Origin of the sequence: Rhizobium sp. CF080, from assembly GCF_000282095.2 — a bacterium.
GTDB lineage: Bacteria > Pseudomonadota > Alphaproteobacteria > Rhizobiales > Rhizobiaceae > Neorhizobium.
The window spans coordinates 109,359-126,481 of the sequence record NZ_AKKC02000011.1 but is presented as its reverse complement, the minus strand read 5'-3'; the positions used below and the strand labels follow the sequence as shown (position 1 = coordinate 126,481).

Sequence of the window (17,123 nt, the reverse complement as noted above, 5' to 3'; positions counted from 1 at the left end):
CCTCGATCATTTGAGAATATCGGCGCCTGCGCAGGCGAGTAGCACGGCCAGTCCAACGGACATTTCCGGAAGGGTCGTCGCCGGATCCACGTCCGTCCACTCGTTCAGCGTATGGGCGTCGCCACCCTTGCCTCCCCACGACAGGGTAACGGTCGGAACACCGAGGCTCATGGCGACATTGGCGTCCGTCGAAAACGAACTGAACACCGGGGTCCGACCAAGCGCGGCGATGGCAGCGGCCGCGGACCGCGTCAGTTCACCGTCGGCGGTGACCCCGGCAGGCCGGTCACCGATCAGCACAATCTCGACGGCAATTGAGCCCTTCTCGATCGAACGGCTGTCGTTCTCGACATGGCAGGATTGCAGCACGATCTCGTGAAAGCGGGTATCGAGACCCGCCAGCTCGGATGCGGAATTGGAACGCAGGTCCACCATCAGCGAAACCTCCGCAGGAATGGCATTGACGGAACTGCCGCCTTTGATGACCGTGGAACTGCATGTGGTCTTCGGGTCGTCCGGCAGGGAAAGACGCCCGAGTTCGACAACGGCACGTGCTGCGGCAATCATCGGATTGACGATTCCATGGTCGGCAAAGCTGTGGCCACCCGGTCCTCGGAACGTCACCTGGTAACGTTTCGACCCCGTTCCTGCGGAAACGATGGTATCGGCCGGCGTCGGGCCATCGAGGCATATGAGAGCGGCAATGCGGTCGCGATAGGCGCTGTTGGCGAAGAAGTGCCGCATGCCGCGCAGATCGCCCTCGCCTTCCTCGCCAACGGTCGCCAGAACGAGAATGTCGTCCCGACTCTCTATTCCGGCGCCATCGAGAGCACGGAGATAGGCCAGGATTGTTGCAAGGCCACGGGTATTGTCGCCCACGCCCGGCGCGGAAAGACGAAAGCCCTCGTGCCGGACTGTAACATCGGTCCCCTCGGGAAACACTGTATCGAGATGAGCGGAAACGGCGATCATGCGTCCGCCCGAAGCCTTGCCTCGGCGAACTCCCGTAACGTTGCCGATGGAATCGATCGCGACGTCCTCCAGACCGGCAGCTTCGAGCATGTCCCGGTATGCCTGTCCTCGGACCTCTTCCTTGAAGGGAGGCGCCGGAATTTCGGTGAGCGTCACAAGCTCGCTGATGAAACGGTCATGGGTTTGTGCGAGAGTGCTCGTCGCAGCCCTGAAAGACGCGCTGGCGAGGAGCGCCGGGATCGCAGTATCTCCGGCGAGCGGGGTGGTTTTGAAAGTTTGCATGATCAGGCCGCTTCGTTGAGATGACAGGCTGAAAGGCGCCCAGGGCCAATCACTTTGAGTTCGGGAATGTCTCGCTTGCAGCGATCCATTGCGCTTGGGCAGCGCGGATGGAACGGACAACCCGACGGAGGATCGAGCGGCGACGGGAGCTCGCCCTGGATCGGCTTGTAGTCACGTTCGCCGGCTTCGAGCACCGGCAACTGCTCCAGCAAGAGCCGCGTATAGGGATGATTGGGAGTGGAAAACAGCTCTTCGGTCGGCGCGATTTCCACCACGCGGCCGAGATACATGATGACCACCCGGTCGGAGATATGTTCGACGACACCCAGATTGTGCGAAATGAACAGATAGGTCAGGTCCAGCTCGTCACGCAGATCCATGAAGAGGTTCAGCACCTGCGCCTGGATCGAGACATCGAGCGCGGCGACCGCCTCATCGCAGATGATCAACGATGGCTTGACCGCAAGAGCACGGGCAATGCCGATGCGCTGCCGCTGACCACCGGAAAACTGGTGCGGATAGCGGTTGGCATAGGCGCCGGAAAGCCCAACCTTTTCCATGAGATCAACGACGTAAGCCCGCTGCTCGGCCTTACGGATCAAACCGTGGGCGACCGGCGCTTCACCGATGATATCGACCACGCGCATGCGCGGATTGAGCGAGGCGAACGGGTCCTGAAAAATCATCTGGACGCTCAGCGCAAAATCCCGGCGCTGTTCGGGCGTCATCGTCGCGGACGAGACCCCTTTGTAGCTGATGGTCCCGGCGCTGATGCTGCTGATGCCGGCGATCATCCGTGCGACGGTGGACTTGCCGCAGCCGGACTCGCCGACGATCCCGACGACCTCCCCCCTTCTGACGGAAAGATCGATGCCTGCGACGGCGCGCACGTCGATCCTCTTGACCCTAGCGCCAAAGAGGTTGGCGATGTGCCCGGCCACACCGACCGGCTTGGTGAACGTCTTGGCGAGGGAACGTAGTTCCAGCATCGGTTCCTGCTGGCTTTTTTCTGTCGTCATGTCCTGTCTCATAGGGCTGGATTCCAGCAGCGCACCGATTTCCCGCCCGGCAACAGGGTAGGTTCGGGTGCGACCAGACATTCGGGCGTCGCCCTTTCGCACCGTTCGCGAAAGGCGCAACCCTGCGGCAGGTTGAGCAGCGACGGCGTCATGCCCTTGATCTGGTGAAGTCTGCGGCCACGCGTGGCATGCGAAGGAACGGAGTCGATCAGCCCTTGCGTGTAGGGGTGCAGAGGCCTCTCGATCACGTCCGCAGTGATGCCCGTCTCGACGATCCGGCCGGCATACATGACCGAGATACGGTCGGCGAGACCAGCAACGACAGCGAGGTCGTGGGTGATCCAGATGAGAGCGGTGCCGGTCTTGCGGCAAAGCTGTTTCACCTCATAGATGATCTGGCCCTGGATCGACACGTCGAGTGCAGTCGTCGGCTCGTCCGCGATGATGAGCTTAGGCTTGTTGATGAGAGCGATGGCGATGGCGATGCGCTGCCTCATGCCGCCGGAAAGTTCGTAAGGGTAGGCTTTCAGGCGTTCATCGGGAGATGGAATGCCGACCTGCACGAGCGCATCCCTGGCCCGCTGCCGGGCTTCGGCCGTGCTGACCTCCGCATGCGCCTGGACCGTTTCGATCAGCTGCGTGTCGATGCGTAGAACCGGATTGAGGGTCATCGACGGATCCTGGAAGATCATCGCGATGTCGTTGCCACGCAATTGCCGGCGGGCCTCCTCGCCCATCGAAACGAGATCGAAACCGTCATAGTCGATGCTGCCGTCCACGATACGGCCGGGCGGATCGATCAGACCCAGAATGGAGAAGCCGGTGATCGACTTGCCGGAACCTGACTCACCGACAAGACCCAGAATCTCGCCACGACCGAGTTCGATATCGACCCCATCGACCGCTTTCACGACGCCTGCCCTCGTGGCGAAATGGGTTTTCAGCCCCTTGATCGAGAGCAGCGGCTCCCTTTTGGCCGTCGCGGTTGCTTGCATGCTGCTAACGTCCATCACAGGGCATTCCTCGGGTTGAGAATGTCGCGAAGGTGATCGCCCACGAGATTGATGCCGACGATGGCGAGGGCGAGCGCGATACCCGGGAAGAACGAAATCCAGTACTGACCGGACAGCATGAATTCGAAACCGTTGGCGATCAGCATGCCAAGCGACGGCTGGGTGACCGGAACGCCGACGCCGAGGAAGGAAAGGGTCGCCTCCAGTGCGATGGCGTTCGCAAGATCGATCGTGGCGATGACGATCAGCGGCGGAAGACAGTTTGGCAGGAGGTGGCGCGCGATGATGCGCCGCCAGCCGAGCGAAAGACAGCGGGCCGCCAGAATGTACTCGCGATTGCGCTCCACAAGGGCGGTGCCTCGGACGGTCCGGGCAAAATAGGCCCACTGCACGATGATCAGCGCAATGATCACCTTGTCCAGTCCCTGGCCGAGGACCGAAAGCATGACCAACGCCACGAGGATCGCCGGGAAGGAAAGCTGGATGTCGACGATGCGCATCAATAGGGCGTCCAGCCAGCCGCCGAAATAGGCCGCGCAAAGGCCGACCGTCGTGCCGATCAGAAGTGAGACCGTGACGGACAGGAAGGCGACCAGCAGGCTCGTCCGCATGCCGTAGAGAACGGCAGAGAGGACGTCGCGGGCCTGGCTATCCGTGCCGAGCCAGTGGGTGATACCACTGACCTCGGCGACGCTGCCCGGCGGCATCTGCGAATCCAGAATATCGAGCGCGCCGATATCATAGGGGTTCTGGGGCGCGATCCACGGTGCCCCAAAGGCGGGAATCGCAAGCAGGATCATCAGGATCAGTCCCGCCATAGCCAGCCTGTTTTCCGTGAACTGGACCACAAAGCGGCGGAAGGGCGTTTCCTCGACGGTTGTCGTGGGTGAAACGGTGGTTGGCGTGCTCATCAGTCGCGCACCTTTTCGCGGGCACTCGGATCAATCGCCATGTAGAGAATGTCGACGACGAGGTTCAGGATCACCAGGAAAAACACCATCATGATGAGGTAGGCGACGACCACGGGACGATCGAGGGTGATGATGGAATCGATCAGCAGCTTGCCCATCCCGGGCCAGGAAAAGACGCTCTCGGTGACGACCGCAAACGCGATGGCCTGGCCGAACTCCAAACCGGCGACAGTGATGATCGGGATCAGGATGTTCTTCAGCAGGTGGACGTTGAGAATGCGAGAGGGGCGCAGTCCCTTGGCGCGGGCGAATTTGATGTAATCCATCGGCAGGACTTCGCGGGTGGCCGCTCGAGTGACGCGGATCATCAGCGCGGCCTTGGCAAGGCCGAGCGTGAGCGCCGGCAGCGCCAGATGCTGCCAGCCATCGATCGTCAATATGCTGAGCGCGACAGGGCCGACACTTACGGTTTCTCCGCGTGCCGAGGCCGGCAGGACGCCGAGATAGACCGCAAACAGCATGATCAGCATCAGGCCGATCCAGAAATTCGGCAGGCTGAAGCCGAGAATCGAGCCTGTCATGATCGCCTTGCTGGACGGCGCCTTCGGCCGCAACCCGGCCAGAATGCCCAGCGGGACGCCGACAAGGACGGAAAACGTCATGGCGACGATCACGAGTTCGACGGTCGCGGGCATGCGCTCGATGATCAGCTGCAGCGCCGGCTGGCCGGTGAGAAAGCTGCGACCGAAATCACCCTGCGCGGCATTTCCAAGAAACGTCAGGTATTGAACCCATATCGATTGATCGAGACCGAGCGCCTTGCGCAGCGCCTGTCGCTCGATCTCCGTCGCCTCCGGGCTGACCAGCATCGAAGTCGGATCACCGATCAGGTAAAGGCCGACGAAGACCAGGACCGACATGACAAGGATCACGCCGAATGCCTGAAACAGTCGGTTGATGATAAAAACGGGCACTCGCCTGTCCTTCTTTCGCGTGTCCCGGCCTGCTGCGCATCGCCAAGCAGGCCGGAAACTTGATTTACTTCGCGGATGCGACGTCCTGAGGCAGGGTATACTGATCGGCGCGGGCAGCGTAGGTCAGGCCCTTGCGCAGCGCCCAGACCGGCACTTCGAAATGTACCGGAATGATGCCGTAGTCGGACAGGACCATCTCGTCGGCCTTCTGCAGCAGCTCCTTGCGGGCTTTGTCGTCCATCGTGGCGGATGCCTTGTCGAGGAGGGCGTCCAGTTCCGGATTGGAATAGCGCCCGCCGTTCGACGTGCCCGACCCCTTGGACGGCTCGCGGGTTCCGACCAGCGACCGCAGCGTCGTGGACATCTCTCCCGTGGAATTTCCCCAGGCGGCGAGATAGGCGCTGTATTCGAAATTGTCGCGGCTCTTGAAGAATACCGGCGGAGCAGCGGCGGCGACCTCGGCCTTGACGCCGGCACGCGTCCACATGGCGGCAATCGTCTGGGCGACGCGGGCGTCGTTGACGTAGCGGCCGTTCGGAGTGCCAAGCGTGATCTGGAAGCCGTTGGGATAACCGGCTTCCGCAAGCAGGGCCTTGGCCTTGGCGGTATCGACCGCCGGTGCGGCCTGCCGTGCCTTGACCGCGCCGAACATCGGCTCGGGCAGCAGGTCTCCCGTGGCGACGGCGACGCCGCCCATCACCCGTTCGGCGATCGCCTTGCGATCGATAGACAGCGAAAGCGCTTCGCGGACCCGCTTGTCCATCAGTGGGTTCTTGTTGCCCTGTCCGGGAATGCCCGGGCTTGGTTCGCCCTTCTGGTCCAGAGCGATGTAGACGATACGTGTGCCGGGGGCTTCCGCGACCGACAGCTTGGGGTTCGTCTTGAACTGCTCCAGGTCCGTTGTCGGCGGGTCTTCCATCATGTCGATGTCACCGGACAGGAGGGCCGCAGCGCGGGCCGCCGGATTGGTCATCGGGCGATAGATCACCTTGTCCCATGCCGCCGGCTTGCCCCAATAGTTCGGATTGCGCTCCAGGACCAGATCTGCGCCCTTTTGCCAGGAAACGAATTTGAACGGGCCGGTGCCGACAAGTCCTTCGCCGCGGTTGAACTCGACAGTCGTCTTGCCTTCGGCAGCCGGGCCGGATGCTGCCGCCTTCGACAGGATCGGCAGGTTGGCAATATCGGTCACCAACAGCGGATAAGGCTGCTTCGTGGTGATGCGCACCGTATGCGCATCCGCTGCCTCCACCTTGGCGATCTGGCGGGTGAACAGCGTGAAAGCCGTCGGGCTGTTCGGAACCTTCGGAATGCGGTCGAACGTGAAAACCACGTCATCGGCAGTCAGCGGCGAGCCGTCGGAGAACTTTGCATCCTTCCGCAAGGCGAATTCCCAGACCGTGTCGCTGGTCGGCTTCCAGTTCTCGGCCAGCGCCGGCTTGGGCACCAGCTTCGGGTCCATCATCACAAGCGGATCGAACATGGCGAAAGTCACCTGCATGTTCGGCACCAGAACGTGGAACTGCGGATCGAGCGAAGACGGTTCCGATTTGACACCGATCTTCAAATCCGCGGCAGAAAGAGACAATGTACCCATCAGAAGGAAGGCTGCCGAAGCGGCCAGCCTGGTTTTCACGAAATTCATGATTTCACTCCATTTTCTGTCTTCGTTCTTGTATTTCTTCGAAGACGTTCCCTTTTTACCGATTGGCCCGGATGGGCCGGTTATTGGATGCGCAGGGTCCTTTCGACCTCCGCCATGACTTCACCGACGTCGATTGCCGCTCCCAATGATCTCGCGAGTTCGAAAAGCGGTTCGGCCGCTGCGGCGTGACCGCTCCAGGCGCAGCACGTCTGAAATTTTGCCAGCAGATCGTCATCGTTGAGTGGGTTCTCCGGCGAACCTTTCGGATGGCTGACCATCGCTTCCATGACCCCACCGTCCTTCAGATAGACTCGTGTGGTCGCCTCGAAATTCGCGCCATCGACCATCAGAGCATTGTCGTAGGCGATCAGGCGGATGCGAGGCAGCCACGCGGCAATCCGTTCATCCCGCACAGCTTCCGGAGTGAAGTGCTTGAGCTTGAGCCCTCCATCGACCAGCATTCGCGCCATGCAATAGGTGCCGCTGAACCGCGCTTCCATTTCATCGGCGGGACAGTCGAAGCGAAGGTTCCGCCTTGCCATCTCGGGCAGAGACGTCTCGATCCGGTCGATCGCCTCCGGCGAAAAGCCCGGCTCTCTCTGCAGGACTTCCAATGCATCGACGCTGCGATGGACCGCGCCGCAGCAGGGAAAACGCTTTGCGAGCAATCCGCTCGTCTCGATTTCCAGCGCCTCCCCTAGCCCGTCGATCATGACTTCGGCACCAATCTTGCCCGCGCCGGTCAACGCCGCAAAACCCCAGTCGCCGGCAAGAGGGTCATCATTGGCGCCGATACCGGCCATGGCGAACCGGGCCGCGAGAACGGCATTCTTCGCTGCGAGCCCGGCATGGATCGGCTTCATCATGGAACCGAACTGCAGCTTCGAACCGGCAGCCATGCTGGTTGCCGCGCTCATTGCGGCGAGCACCTGGTCCGGAGTGGCGCCAAGCAGCCGAGCGCAAGCCCCGGCAGTGCCGATAGCTCCGATCGTCGAGGTGGAATGCCAGCCGCGTTCATAGTGAGCCGGCTGCATGAGGCGGCCAATGCGGCCCTGGAGTTCCAGCCCAACGATGAATGCGTCGATAAGCGCGGTCCCGTCGATCCTGCGGCCATTCACCAGAGATAAAAGCGCGGGAGCGAGGACCGCCGTCGCATGAGTAAAAGCGGGCGCGAAATTGTCGTCGAAGTCGAGCGCATGCGCCGCGGTTCCATTGATCAGGGCCGCCCAGGGTGCACTCCTGTCTCTTATACACATCTAGATGTGTATAAGAGACAGGGCCAGGACCGCCGTCGCATGAGTAAAAGCGGGCGCGAAATTGTCGTCGAAGTCGAGCGCATGCGCCGCGGTTCCATTGATCAGGGCCGCCCAGGGTGCACTCACCCTGCCGGACGCTCCGAACGCGAGGCATTGTCCCAGGCCACCTTCGGCTACCGCGTCGACGACTGAACGGGTCGAAACGTCATTCATTCCGGCAATCATACACGCAGTGATATCCGAGAACGCGTCTTCACCCCGACGATAGGCCAGCGGACTGAAGTTGCAGGCACCGGCCGCCCACTCGGATAATATCCGAAGGGGTTTTCGCTCCTTGCCCATTTGACGGGCTTTTTGCCCCGTGACCACGTTCATTTATCGTTCCCATCCGGCGTTGTTGCCGGTTATTGAAGTCGATCTTGGCCAAAGGGATGGGCATCGGCAAGAAACTAAATGGTCGCCTATCATGAATTTTGGTCATAATGAAAAGGCAGCGGAAGGGCTTTGAGCCGCCCCGACTGTTGGCCGGCACACCACGGAAACCGTTGGCGCTGGGAAGTCAACCGACGGCTGAAGCACTTTGGATAACCGGAAGTTATTGGACATGCGATCGGAGAGACCGTGGATCTGAGACAGCTGAGGAATCTGGTTCTGGTGGCGCGTTACGCCAGCTTCGGCGTCGCAGCCGAGAGATTGAATGTGACACAGCCCGCGCTCAGCAAGAGTATTCGTGCCCTGGAAGAGTCGCTGGGCGTTCGCCTCCTGGATCGCGGCCCCTGGGGCGTCAAGCCAACTGATTATGGTTTGCGGTTGATCGAATATGGAGAGCTCGTGCTCTCCCTGACGGACGAGGCGCGGAACGAATTGGACGCCATGCGCGGTGCCCGTCGAGGCCGGCTGCGCATCGGTGCGGTCACCACGGCAATGCGGGAAATCGTCCCGACCGCCATCAAGCGGTTTCTCAAGGCCCAACCGGAGGTCGATGTTTCGCTCAATGAGGAGCTGAGCTCGGCGCTTTATGCCTCCCTGCTCAATGGCGCGATCGACATTGCCGTGATGACCCGGCCCAAAGAGATTTCTGAAGAGATCGAGTTTCTCAATTTGCTTGAAATCCCGGTCGACATCGTCGCCGACCGGAACAATGAGCTGGTCCGGATGCCCAAGGTCAGCCTTGCGAATCTGACGGAATATCGATGGGTGATACCCGCGCGACCGGAACCTGACCGGGTTGCCCTGGAGGGCTTGTTTGCCGCCGCGCAACTTCCGCGACCGCTTGCCATTTGCGAAACGACGTCATCGACATTTCAGATGTCGATGATCACCAATTCGCCTTGGTTGAGCTATCTGACGCGCACCAGCGTCTTCATCCAGGGGCGGGACGCGCAGTTTGTAGCTCTTAAGCTGGATAGCCGAACGTGGACCCGTAATATCGGTATCGCCTATCGCCGACGCAGCGTCTTGCGACCCGTGGTGACTTCGTTCGTCAAAGAACTGGAAACCCTATGTGCCGCATTACCGCACCGCTATGTTCAGTCTCCTTGAGAGGGTGAGCCGAGTTGCCGCGAGATTGCATCTAACGCATGTCACCTTGTCGCGACGAAGTTATTTTCTGCAGCAGCGTACACATTACCAGCTTTTCGTGTCGTGTCAGGCAAGCAAAGTAGGCTTCAATTTCCTTCTCATTTCGGCGAATCTCGCTTTCCGCCACATGGCGACCGCGTGAGGTCAGGCTTATTATTTGAATCCGCCGATCCTTTTCCATCGGATGCTGCTCCACAAGCTCCGCCGCGCTCAGCCCTTTGACGATCTGCGAGATATTGCTGGGCATTACCGCCAGACGCGATGCCAATTCACCCACTCTCATCCCGGAGGGCGAGGAGAAAAGCTCTTTCATCACTTGCACCTGAGGGAGCGTGCAATGGAATACGGCTCTGTGAACTCGGCCCAATTGCGCCTCGCCAACCTTCACGGACAACATCAAACTGTCCCACAAGCTGAGATCTTCTGCTGGCAAATCGCACCTCAAACGGAGCTAGGGACGTCGATGCTCAGTTTATCCGCTGTTCGCTCTGCTGGTCGAAGAGATGGACCTTCCGGGGATCGAATTTGACGCGAAGGACACCTCCCGGCCGCGTCGTAAATCGCTCCCGGAAAACGCCGATGACCCGCTGTCCGGATATGTGCCCGACGACATGCGTTTCGGCGCCTGTCGGCTCGATGACCTCGACGACGAGAGGCAGGCCATCGTCATCGGTAATGGCCAGGTTTTCGGGGCGGATGCCGTAGACCACCTGCCGCCCTTCGCTGGCGGAGACGGGAAGATCGGAAACCGGAAGCGAGACATCGCCGATCCAGACCGCGCCCGAGGCGTATCTGCCTGACAGGAAGTTCATCCCCGGCGAACCGATGAAACCCGCAACGAAGAGATTGGCCGGCCGATCGTAGAGAGCAAGGGGAGAACCGACCTGCTCGACGAAACCGTCCCGCATCACCACGATCTTGTCGGCCATGGTCATGGCTTCGATCTGGTCGTGCGTCACGTAGACCATGGTGCTTCCCAGCCTCTGGTGCAGCGCCTTGATCTCGCCGCGCATGACGACGCGCAGCTTGGCGTCCAGATTGGACAGCGGCTCGTCGAACAGGAAGACCTGCGGATTGCGCACGATCGCCCGACCCATGGCAACGCGCTGCCGCTGGCCGCCCGACAGTTGGCGCGGATAACGCTCGAGCAGCGGCTCGAGGTTGAGAATCTTGGCGGCTTTTTCGACCTGGGTGCGGATCTCCGCCTTTGCGTTGCCGCGCATCTGCAGGGAGAAACCCATGTTCTGGGCAACCGTCATATGCGGATAGAGCGCGTAGCTCTGGAAGACCATCGCGATATCCCGGTCCTTCGGGGACATGTCGTTGACGATGGTCGATCCAATATGGACCTGGCCGTCGCTGATTTCCTCCAGCCCGGCAATCATCCGCAGCAGTGTCGATTTCCCGCACCCCGACGGTCCGACCAGAACCACGAACTCGCCGTCATCGATATCGACGTTCACGCCATGAATGACCTGGGTCTGATTATAGATCTTTCTGACATCGCGGAGATTTACGTTGGCCATGCTTCCATTCCTCGTTGCGTGCGCCGACTTACCCGTCCAGCGCAGCGGCCTGCCTTCCGCTCGCGGCGGATCGCAAGCGTTGATGGTTATCCTTTGACTGCGCCGCCGAGCACGCCGCGTACGAAATATTTCTGAAGGGTGACGATCAGGACCAAAGGCACGATCACCGAGATGAAAGTTGCCGCCGTGAGCGTGTTGAGACCACCCGCATTGGTCTGCGCCAGGCTTGCGACCTGCACCGTCAGCGGCGAGAGCGAGCCGGACCCCAGGAAGATCAGCGGGATCAGCAGGTGGTTCCAGGCGATCATGAACTGCAGGATCGCCAGCGATGCGAGAACGGCTCCCGACAGCGGCAGGATGATCTGGAAGAATATCCGGGGCTCTGAAGCGCCGTCGATGCGTGCGGCTTCCACGAGGTCGGATGGAATGCTGGCGAAGAAGCCGTAAAGGAGAAAGATCCCGAATGGCACCGTCAACCCCATCTCGATGATCCACACCGGAATGAAGGTCCCGGTAAGGCCAAGCGCGAGGAAGAACTTCAGCATCGGCACCAGCACGAGCTGGGGCGGCAGCACCTGGAAACCGACCATGGCGAGGAACAGGGCGATACGCCCGCGAAACCGCATCCGGGCCAAGGCAAACGCCCCGATCGCGGAGAAGAGCACGGTGCCCAGGACGGTCGGGACCGTCAGGACGATCGAGTTGACGACGCTTCGGCCGACGCCAGTCAGGTAGATCGCTTCGACATAGTTTGACAACACCGGTCGCCACTCGATGAAGGCATACCACCACCCTGTCCGTGACGAGTCGCTTTCCGATCGGAACGTCGTCACGAAAAGTGACAGGACAGGCGTGAACCAGACCAGACACAGCAGGAAGACGGCGGTGTGGAGCGCTACCTGTTTCAGCCGGTTTCCGAGCCTGGACGTGGATTGCATCGGTGCGGACATGGCGGTGCGGCTTTCGATTGCGGACATCGTCACTCTCCTCCCCCCGACTTGATCTGCTTGATATTCATAAAGATCACAGGGGACGCCAGGATGAGGAGCAGGACAGCGATGGCGCTGGCCGTTCCGAGATTCTGCTTCACGAAAAGCTCCGTATACATTCTGTTGGCGATCACGTCGGTGCCGAAGGAGCCATTGGTCATGACGTATACGATGTCGAAGACCTTGAGGGAGAAGATCGCCTGGGTCGTCAGGACCACGAGGATCGTCGGCCACAGCGAGGGTAGCGTCACGAACCGGAAGATCGACCACTCCCCCGCCCCGTCTATGCGGGCCGCTTCGACCAGTTCTCGCGGAATGTTCTTGACGCCAGCCGAAAGGATCAGCGTGGCTACGCCGATGCTCATCCAAACAGCGACGAAGATCAGCGCGTAGTTGTTGACGTTGCGGTCTATCAGCCAGGCGATCGGCATGCGGCCGGTGACCGCGGTCCAGATGGCGTTGAGCGTACCGGTCTGGGGCTGCATCGGCGGCTCATAGGTGTACATCATCTTCCAGATCACGGCGCCGGCGACGAAAGACATGGCCGTGGGCAGGATCAGGAAGGTCCTGGCGATGCGCTCGTACTTGACCCGGTCCAGCATGATGGCGGCCGAAAGCGCGAGCACGGCCGTCAGCAGCGGAAAGACGACGATCCAGAGGACATTGTTGACCAGTACGGGCCGCATGGCGCTCCCGAATGCCCAGACGAAGTTGCTGAATCCAACCCACTTGCTGGCCATGGCATCGCGAAAACTGAAAACGATCGATGCGGCGAGCGGATAGGCGATGACAAGCCCGACCAGAGCAAGGACAGGCGAAAGCCAGATCCATGGCCGCAAGCTGCTCTGGCGCTTCTGCGGAAACCTTCTGATCGCCAGTTCGCCCGGCAGGATGATGGCAAGGACGACCGCGGGCATTGCGAGAAGCCCAAGGACAAGTTGCAGGATCTGACTACTCATGGCGCTTGTTCCGTCTTGTGCCGGGAGCGACCTCAGGCCGCTCCCGGGATTGATCGTCCGACTTATCTCGCAGCGTCAATGGACTGCAGGACGCTGTCGAGGCTGGCAGGGTCGAGCACATATTGCACAATCCCCTTCCACAAGGCCTGGATCACAGGCGGATCGACAACCTGGGTCGGCTGGGCGACAAGCGTGACACCCGGCTTGAGCAACGTCTCGCGAGCCCGCTTGAGAACCGGGTTGGAATAGTCGCTCGGCTGAACCGCCTGACTGGCAACGGTCCAGTTACCAGCGGAAGCCACGAGCTTCTGCGCCTCGTCCGAAACGAGATAGGACAGGAATGCCTTGACCTGCGGCGTATCCTTGAATGCCAGGTAAAGCGTTCCGCCGAAGGTCTCATAGGCCGCATTTTCCGGCTTGCCCGGCACCGGCATGAAATCCAGGTCCTCGATCGGCTTGACCTTCGGATAGATGAGGGTGGTCAGGCTGCCTGCATACGTCCCCCAAAGAAGAACCGAGCATTGCGGCGGCTCGTAGAAAAGTCCGGTACCGACTTTGACGGCAGGCGTCGACATGGCGGCAACCGGGCCACCCGGGATCATCTTGGGGTCGTGGGCGACTTTGCCGAAGGCCTGGAAGGCAGCCTTCACTTCGGGGGCGGTCCAGGAAACCGAGCCATCCGCAAGACCTTTAAGAGTTTTCTGGCCGGAGTTCTTCAGGATGTAGGCCTGGATCCAGTTGCCGGCGAGCGCTCCCGAGGAAGCGCCTCGCTCGTCGGTATAACACCAGGGCGTCTTGCCGGCATTGGCACGCTTCACGGCCCATGCGTCGAACTGCTCCCAGGTCGGCGATGCCTTCGGGCCGTCATAGGTATGGACGTTGTACCAGACCATGAAATTGTTGAGTTCGGTCCACACCCCGTAGATCTTGCCGTTCAGACTTGCCGCATCGACAAGCCCGGCATCGAATTTGCCCTTGATGGCGGCTTCGCCGACCATCGCGCCGACATCCTTCAAAGCCCCCTGCTTGGCGTAACGCATGAGGTTATTGATATTGGTGGAGCCGGCCAGATCCGGCGGATCTCCTGCCTGGACGCGTGTCTGCAGCACCGCGGCAAAATCGGTCGTGCCCGTATAATCGACGGTAATGCCGGTCGCCGCCTGGAAAGGCGCCCAGGCAGCCTTGAGCATATCAAGCTCCCGGCCGCCGTTGACGCCCAGAATGGACACCTTGCCGCCGATCTTCTGCCCGCCGGTCAGCTTCGATGCATAAGCCTGCGCTGCATCGATGAGAGGCTTGGGGAGCTCCACAGCCTGGGCATGCGCCATTCTGTCGGAGGACGCCAAGGCCATAGCCACCACGAAACCCATGGATAGCAGTGTCGGCACGCGCGAGGTCTTCTCAGTTTTTAGCAACACCATGATGTACTTACCTCCTGTTCATACGGTCGTTCGCAGATTCTTGGCGTTTGCGCGCACGACTGCCGCCAGCATCTCCGGGAAATGCAGGATATCTACAGCTCGATCGTGTGTACAAAATCCCGGCGCAGCTCCGGCCCGCCGCTTCCGATTTCCGTGATTATGACGCTGAGCTTCTGGACTTCGGAATATTCAGCATAGTCACGGTGTTCCCTTATGCGGCCTTAGCAAACCATCACCATGTACGCCGATCCGTGGCGATATGTCGTGGCGCTGTTCTGCCCGGCCTTTATGACACGACACTCCGTTCACCGCGGCTCGAAGTCAAACAACTAACGTTGCCCGAGGTATAACCTTTAGTCATACTGCCCCTTGTAAACGCTTTTCGCGCAGCAAGGCCTCCATGAACAAAAACCTGCACCGTCTCGATCTTCGACAGCTTCGGCATTTCATTGCGGTCGTGCATACGGGCAGTTTCAGCATGGCGGCGGAGAACCTGCGGCTGACCCAACCTGCGCTCAGCAAGAGCATCCGCAGCATGGAGCAGTCGCTTGGCGTCCGCTTGCTCGACCGCGGACCGACAGGAATTCAAGTCACGCTGTTCGGGCAGCGCCTGATCGGCTACAGCGAGTTGCTGCTGTCACTCGCCGACGAAGCCGTGGACGAAATCGATGCAATGCGCGGGGCACGTCGCGGTTCTCTGCGGATCGGCGGCATGCCGGCAGCGCTGAAGAAGCTTATTCCCGATGCGCTGGTGCGCTTTACGGCGGCGCGCCCCGATGTCAGCCTTGTCATCCACGAAGGGCTGAACGAGGGCATGCTGCCCCAGCTTTTCAACGGCAAGCTGGATGTCGTCTTCACGGTCAAACCCACCGACATCCTGAACGAGGACTTCGAATGGCGGCTGGTTTTGAGCGAACCGGTCGAGATTGTCGCCCACAAATCCCATCCACTGGCGACGCGCAAGAATCTCGCCCCGGCCGACCTCGCTCCCTATAATTGGGTGCTGCCACCACTCCCTGAGCCGGATCGGATCACCCTTGATGGGGTTTTCAAGGCGGCGGGTCTGCCGAAACCCCGGGTGGTCATGGAAACGACTTCGGTGACCTTCATGACGTCAATGATCGCCAGGACGCAGAACCTCGCCTACCTAACGCGGGCCAGTATCGAGGGAAGCGGAATGGGGCTGGTGGCGCTCGACTTCAAGGAAGTGTCATTGACGCGCAACATCTTCGCCGTCTTCCGGCGCAAGGGCGAATTGCGGCCGACGGTCTCCGCATTGATGCGGGAGATCGAGCGGACCGGCGCGACGATCACAGGCGTCATCCCGGACTAGAACCAGCCTGCCTATGAAAATGAGTTATACCTCAGCCAGTCGAAGTTATTTTATTCGATGAAGGCGCTCATGTACCTCTAAACGTACTCGTCTCATCGGCAACACGCGCTGTTAAAGGCATTTCGCATCATCTGGATACCTTGTCCGGCTGCTGGTGGAGGCATGCCTGAAAATAGAGGGACGAGCGGCGCGGAAAAACCAAAAGCGGACATTCTTCATGACGGATCCTCTATTTGCTTCTGGCGGCTACAGATTTGCTCTCAATCCCATCCAGTGGTTCGCGACCGAGGACGGCTGGCTCGATCCGACCAAAGGACCGGCGCCGCGGGACCTGCTGAAGGAAATCGCCCGCTCCGGATTTCACGCCGTTCACGCCCAGGTTCCAGCCGGATGGACGACAGAGGATTATAAGAACGCGTTGAGGGATGCGGACCTTCAGCCTGCTCCGGGCTACCTGTCGATGGGGTTGCCGGAACATGGTGTCGATATAGCGACAACACTGGAAACGGCGCGCACCAGCGCCGCGCAACAGGCACAGCTCGGCCTGACCGACATGTTCATCGCCACCCGCATGACCAAGGATGCGCCGCGCGTCAAACGCCCTGGCGTCGGGGCGGAGTTCGACGAGGCCCGCTTTGTCATGATCTTCGACCTCGTCGAGCGAGCCTCGGCGATTCTGAAGGAGGAAGGCGTCAAGGCGGCGCTGCATCCGCATATCGGCACCTGGATCGAGACCGAGGCTGAGACCCGCCGCCTGCTGGATAGTATCAGTTCGGATCAGCTCGGTTTTGGCCCTGACACGGGACATTTGTCATGGGCCGGGGCAGACGTCATTGGTCTCATAAGCGATTACCGCGACCGGACACGGGTCGTGCACGTGAAGGATTGCCGGCTGGGCGTGCGCGACGCCGCCAAGGCTGACGGAAAGACCTACCAGGAAACCGTCGTTTCCGGCCTTTGGGCGGAACCTGGGACTGGCGAACTTGACCTCGCCGGGATGCTCGCTGCCCTAGGCCCTGATTTCGACGGCTGGCTGATTGCCGAAGTGGATTTTCCGACGCTTCCCCCATTCGATTGTGCTCGAGCCAGCGCCGAGTGGCTGGCAAATCTGCTGCGCCCGGTCCCCTCCTCCCGTTGAGCCGACCCGGCCGCCCGCATCAGATCGGATCACTGCATAGCGGGTCGTTTCGACCCGTCCAACACCCGGAATTCCATTGATCCCGGGGACAAATCTCTTTGCCG

The 17,123-nt window shown here is 60.6% G+C and carries 15 protein-coding genes and 1 pseudogene; 3 read left to right on the top strand and 13 right to left on the bottom strand.

Annotated features, from left to right (window positions below):
* Positions 1–6: 6 nt before the first annotated feature.
* From PMI07_RS24625 to PMI07_RS35830, 8 genes and pseudogenes are all read right to left on the bottom strand, one after another.
* Positions 7–1,254: a M20/M25/M40 family metallo-hydrolase gene (locus PMI07_RS24625; RefSeq protein ID WP_007772640.1), complete on the bottom strand. Its 1,248-nt coding sequence runs from the start codon at positions 1,252–1,254 to the stop codon at positions 7–9.
* A gap of 2 nt (positions 1,255–1,256) precedes the next feature.
* Positions 1,257–2,273: an oligopeptide/dipeptide ABC transporter ATP-binding protein gene (locus PMI07_RS24620; RefSeq protein WP_037088277.1), complete on the bottom strand. Its 1,017-nt coding sequence runs from the start codon at positions 2,271–2,273 to the stop codon at positions 1,257–1,259.
* Between the two features lie 8 nt (positions 2,274–2,281).
* Entirely contained in the window at positions 2,282–3,283 is a 1,002-nt protein-coding gene (locus PMI07_RS24615) for an ABC transporter ATP-binding protein (RefSeq protein ID WP_007772638.1), read from the bottom strand.
* Positions 3,283–4,197: an ABC transporter permease gene (locus tag PMI07_RS24610; RefSeq protein WP_007772637.1), complete on the bottom strand. Its 915-nt coding sequence runs from the start codon at positions 4,195–4,197 to the stop codon at positions 3,283–3,285. The genes PMI07_RS24615 and PMI07_RS24610 overlap by 1 nt, the downstream gene beginning before the upstream one ends.
* Positions 4,197–5,171, bottom strand: coding sequence for an ABC transporter permease (locus PMI07_RS24605; protein WP_007772636.1), 975 nt, complete (start codon positions 5,169–5,171; stop codon positions 4,197–4,199). The genes PMI07_RS24610 and PMI07_RS24605 overlap by 1 nt, the downstream gene beginning before the upstream one ends.
* A 64-nt stretch (positions 5,172–5,235) precedes the next feature.
* Positions 5,236–6,816, bottom strand: a complete 1,581-nt coding sequence (locus PMI07_RS24600) for an ABC transporter substrate-binding protein (protein ID WP_024164112.1) — start codon at positions 6,814–6,816, stop codon at positions 5,236–5,238.
* Between the two features lie 80 nt (positions 6,817–6,896).
* Positions 6,897–7,529, bottom strand: a complete 633-nt coding sequence (locus PMI07_RS35835; protein ID WP_245277232.1) for an MmgE/PrpD family protein — start codon at positions 7,527–7,529, stop codon at positions 6,897–6,899.
* Positions 7,530–7,559: 30 nt separating this feature from the next.
* A pseudogene (locus PMI07_RS35830) lies at positions 7,560–8,414 on the bottom strand (MmgE/PrpD family protein); the annotation flags it as partial.
* A gap of 279 nt (positions 8,415–8,693) precedes the next feature.
* Between PMI07_RS35830 and PMI07_RS24585 the strand changes: the two are divergent.
* Positions 8,694–9,614, top strand: a complete 921-nt coding sequence (locus PMI07_RS24585) for a LysR family transcriptional regulator (RefSeq protein WP_007754189.1) — start codon at positions 8,694–8,696, stop codon at positions 9,612–9,614.
* A 31-nt stretch (positions 9,615–9,645) separates the two neighbouring features.
* Here the strand turns inward: PMI07_RS24585 and PMI07_RS24580 are convergent, their stop codons facing one another.
* The 5 genes from PMI07_RS24580 to PMI07_RS24560 form a co-directional block, all read right to left on the bottom strand.
* Entirely contained in the window at positions 9,646–10,050 is a 405-nt protein-coding gene (locus tag PMI07_RS24580; RefSeq protein WP_155956634.1) for a MarR family transcriptional regulator, read from the bottom strand.
* A 70-nt stretch (positions 10,051–10,120) separates the two neighbouring features.
* Complete coding sequence (gene ugpC / locus PMI07_RS24575; protein WP_007754193.1) at positions 10,121–11,179, bottom strand: sn-glycerol-3-phosphate ABC transporter ATP-binding protein UgpC; 1,059 nt, start codon at positions 11,177–11,179, stop codon at positions 10,121–10,123.
* 86 nt (positions 11,180–11,265) lie between these two features.
* Positions 11,266–12,156, bottom strand: coding sequence for a carbohydrate ABC transporter permease (locus tag PMI07_RS24570; protein ID WP_007754195.1), 891 nt, complete (start codon positions 12,154–12,156; stop codon positions 11,266–11,268).
* A gap of 2 nt (positions 12,157–12,158) precedes the next feature.
* On the bottom strand, positions 12,159–13,127 hold the full coding sequence (locus PMI07_RS24565; RefSeq protein ID WP_007754199.1) for a sugar ABC transporter permease: 969 nt from the start codon (positions 13,125–13,127) through the stop codon (positions 12,159–12,161).
* A 62-nt stretch (positions 13,128–13,189) separates the two neighbouring features.
* On the bottom strand, positions 13,190–14,548 hold the full coding sequence (locus PMI07_RS24560) for an extracellular solute-binding protein (protein ID WP_007754200.1): 1,359 nt from the start codon (positions 14,546–14,548) through the stop codon (positions 13,190–13,192).
* 400 nt (positions 14,549–14,948) lie between these two features.
* On the opposite strand from PMI07_RS24560, the gene PMI07_RS24555 reads away from it, so the two are divergent.
* The gene (locus tag PMI07_RS24555) at positions 14,949–15,881 is read left to right on the top strand and encodes a LysR family transcriptional regulator (RefSeq protein WP_007754201.1); all 933 of its coding nucleotides are present in this window, start codon (positions 14,949–14,951) and stop codon (positions 15,879–15,881) included.
* Between the two features lie 217 nt (positions 15,882–16,098).
* Positions 16,099–17,019, top strand: coding sequence for a sugar phosphate isomerase/epimerase (locus tag PMI07_RS33810; protein WP_007754202.1), 921 nt, complete (start codon positions 16,099–16,101; stop codon positions 17,017–17,019).
* Positions 17,020–17,123: the final 104 nt, after the last annotated feature.

Excerpts from the sequence above, each read along its gene's own strand:
- PMI07_RS24570 (WP_007754195.1), bottom strand. The coding sequence starts at position 12,156 with ATGTCCGCAATCGAAAGCCGCACCGCCATGTCCGCACCGATGCAATCC.
- PMI07_RS24600 (WP_024164112.1), bottom strand. The coding sequence starts at position 6,816 with ATGAATTTCGTGAAAACCAGGCTGGCCGCTTCGGCAGCCTTCCTTCTG.
- PMI07_RS24555 (WP_007754201.1), top strand. The coding sequence starts at position 14,949 with ATGAACAAAAACCTGCACCGTCTCGATCTTCGACAGCTTCGGCATTTC.
- PMI07_RS24610 (WP_007772637.1), bottom strand. The coding sequence starts at position 4,197 with ATGAGCACGCCAACCACCGTTTCACCCACGACAACCGTCGAGGAAACG.
- PMI07_RS33810 (WP_007754202.1), top strand. The coding sequence starts at position 16,099 with ATGACGGATCCTCTATTTGCTTCTGGCGGCTACAGATTTGCTCTCAAT.
- PMI07_RS35835 (WP_245277232.1), bottom strand. The coding sequence starts at position 7,529 with ATGATCGACGGGCTAGGGGAGGCGCTGGAAATCGAGACGAGCGGATTG.
- PMI07_RS24565 (WP_007754199.1), bottom strand. The coding sequence starts at position 13,127 with ATGAGTAGTCAGATCCTGCAACTTGTCCTTGGGCTTCTCGCAATGCCC.
- PMI07_RS24580 (WP_155956634.1), bottom strand. The coding sequence starts at position 10,050 with ATGTTGTCCGTGAAGGTTGGCGAGGCGCAATTGGGCCGAGTTCACAGA.
- PMI07_RS24615 (WP_007772638.1), bottom strand. The coding sequence starts at position 3,283 with ATGGACGTTAGCAGCATGCAAGCAACCGCGACGGCCAAAAGGGAGCCG.
- PMI07_RS24560 (WP_007754200.1), bottom strand. The coding sequence starts at position 14,548 with ATGGTGTTGCTAAAAACTGAGAAGACCTCGCGCGTGCCGACACTGCTA.
- ugpC (WP_007754193.1), bottom strand. The coding sequence starts at position 11,179 with ATGGCCAACGTAAATCTCCGCGATGTCAGAAAGATCTATAATCAGACC.
- PMI07_RS24625 (WP_007772640.1), bottom strand. The coding sequence starts at position 1,254 with ATGCAAACTTTCAAAACCACCCCGCTCGCCGGAGATACTGCGATCCCG.
- PMI07_RS24620 (WP_037088277.1), bottom strand. The coding sequence starts at position 2,273 with ATGACGACAGAAAAAAGCCAGCAGGAACCGATGCTGGAACTACGTTCC.